General features: G+C 73.6%; 3 protein-coding genes and 1 pseudogene. 2 read left to right on the top strand and 2 right to left on the bottom strand.

What is annotated here, in order from left to right; genetic code table 11:
- Positions 1-77 (top strand): hypothetical protein (locus tag RDU12_RS15075; RefSeq protein WP_203238105.1); only part of this gene is annotated, 77 nt, incomplete at its 5' end.
- Between the two features lie 91 nt (positions 78-168).
- Here RDU12_RS15075 and RDU12_RS15070 read toward each other — a convergent pair.
- Together RDU12_RS15070 and RDU12_RS15065 are read right to left on the bottom strand one after the other, a co-directional pair.
- A complete protein-coding gene (locus RDU12_RS15070) occupies positions 169-1,317 on the bottom strand; it encodes a L,D-transpeptidase (RefSeq protein WP_308685450.1) in 1,149 nt (382 codons plus the stop codon).
- A gap of 98 nt (positions 1,318-1,415) precedes the next feature.
- Positions 1,416-1,595 carry a hypothetical protein gene (locus RDU12_RS15065; protein ID WP_308685449.1) on the bottom strand — a complete coding sequence of 60 codons (180 nt, stop codon included), beginning with the start codon at positions 1,593-1,595 and terminating at the stop codon, positions 1,416-1,418.
- 162 nt (positions 1,596-1,757) lie between these two features.
- On the opposite strand from RDU12_RS15065, the pseudogene RDU12_RS15060 reads away from it, so the two are divergent.
- Positions 1,758-2,138: pseudogene (locus tag RDU12_RS15060) on the top strand (hypothetical protein); the annotation flags it as partial.

Below are 2,138 nucleotides of genomic sequence, written 5' to 3'. Positions count from 1 at the left end.
ACCAGGGCCTGCGCTTCGCCATCCGCGAAGGCGGCCGCACCGTCGGCGCCGGCGTGGTGTCGAAGATCACCGAGTAAGTTCGGTCATCTGACCTGAATACAGAACGGCCCCCGGAGCGATCCGGGGGCCGTTTTGCCGTCCGCTTCCGCCGCGCGTTGCGGGCGGTCGCTAGGTGAACCGCACCTCCACCCCCGGCTTCACCGCGCCGGCGAGTTGTTCGACGTCCCAGTTGGTCAGGCGCACGCAGCCGCTGGAGGCGGTCTTGCCGATCTCGGCCGGATCCGCGGTTCCGTGGATGCCGTAGGTGTCGCGCGACAGGTCGATCCAGACCGCGCCGACCGGATTGTTCGGGCCCGGGGGCACCACGACCTTGCTGCCCCCCTCGCCGTAGCTGACCCGCGACGGATCGTAGGTGTAGTTGGGCCGGGGCGCGATCGCCCGCACGGTGTGGGTCCCGGAGGGGGAGGGCGTCTCGCCGCTGCCGATGGTGGCGGGATAGAAGGCCAGCAGCTGGCCGTCGGCGTCGAAGGCGCGCACCGAGCTCTCGGCCTTGTCGACGACGATCCGGGCCACCTCGCCCTGCAACGCGTCCGGACCGTTGGCGGCCACGACGATGGTCTGGCCGGCGCGGCCGAAGTCGACGCCCGGGTTGAGGGCGTCCAGCAGCGCCTCGCTCATGTGGAATTTCTCGGCCAGGGCCTCGCGGGCGTCGGCGTAGCCGACCGTCTCGAGCCGGGCCATGGCCTCGATGTCCTCGGGGACGGCGCCGATGAAGGGGCCGGCCACGTCGGCCTCGGTGATCGTGTAGTCGGTCAGGACCCGGCGGCCGTCGCCGGAGGCCAACCGCTCGAACACCGCGGCGTCCAGTTCGCCGTCGACCGGCAGGTCGTGGGCCTTTTCGAAGGCGGCGATGGCCTGGCGGGTGTTCTCGCCGCCGAGCCCGTCGACGATCCCGGGGGAGAAGCGGGTCCGGTCGAGCAGGATCTGGGCCCGGACCAGGGCGGGCTCCGGCCGGACGTCCCCGGGCAGGGCGTCGCTCACCGCGCCGCCGCGAGGCGCCGTCGCGTCCTCGCCGGGCTGATCGCCCGCCGTCTTTCCCTTCGCAGCCACCCCTTCGGCGGCGGGCGCGGAGGGCGCGGGCGCGGGCGGGGTGAAGGTCGCGGTCTCGATCGACTGGCGCAGCCGCGAGGCCGCTTCGGCGCCCGGATCGGGGGCTTCCACGGCGCGGGGCTCGCGGGCGTCACGGCCGCAGGCGGCGGCGGTCAGCGGGAGCAGGGCGGCGAGCAGGGCGAAACGGAGGGGACGGCGAACGATCATGGGCAGGCTCCGGACAGGGGGAGCCAGTCCAACCCCGGACAGCGCCGGCTGTTCCGCCCGGCGTTGTTCCCGGACCGGGGAACGGGCGGCGCCGGACGTCAGACGTTCGGTTCTCCGGTGGCGGGATTGGTGACGGTCTCGCCGCTGTTGCTGCTGCCCTCGGAGCCCGGCGGCTCCTGGGCGGGCCGGGGCGGTTCGCCCTCGTGCGACGGGGTGCGCTGTTCCTCGTATTCGTTCTGGCGTCCGGGCTGGCGGCCGGCCGGGGGCGAGGGGGACATGGGAGGCTCCGATCAAGAACGGGACTGACGCAACGGCAACGCCCGCGCGCGCCGACGGCTCCGCAGCAACTCGTTCACCAATCCTCTAAACCGTACCGCAACGGCGGTTGAGGCAGACTGCGGGCCACGAACAGAGCCGGACCGGGACGGATGAACGAGGCCATGGAAATCGAAATCATCCGGCCGGATGCGCTGCGTCCGGAGGATCGGGCCGCCTGGGACCGGCTTCGGGCGACGGAGCCCGGGCTGGACCACCCCTATCTCGATCCCCGCTACGCGCTCGCGGCGGCGGCCGCGCCGGGCGCCGCGCTGGCCGTTTTCCGACGCGCCGGGACGGCGATCGGCTTCTTTCCCTTCCAGCGGCGCGGGCGGCTGATCCAGCCGCTGGGCGCGCCACTGACCGACTATCACGGGGTGATCGCGGCGCCGGGCGAGGGGTTCGATCCCGCGACGGTGGCGCGCCGGCTGGGCGGCGTGCTGAGGGCCGGCGGCTGGATGTCGCCCGCGGGCGCGGTTCCCGGCTTCATCGCCCGGACCCGGCTG

It is taken from the genome of Brevundimonas sp., assembly GCF_031082345.1.
In the GTDB taxonomy this organism is placed as follows: Bacteria; Pseudomonadota; Alphaproteobacteria; order Caulobacterales; family Caulobacteraceae; genus Brevundimonas.
The sequence above is the reverse complement of the archived record's forward strand: the minus strand, read 5'-3'. Positions and strand labels throughout refer to the sequence as shown.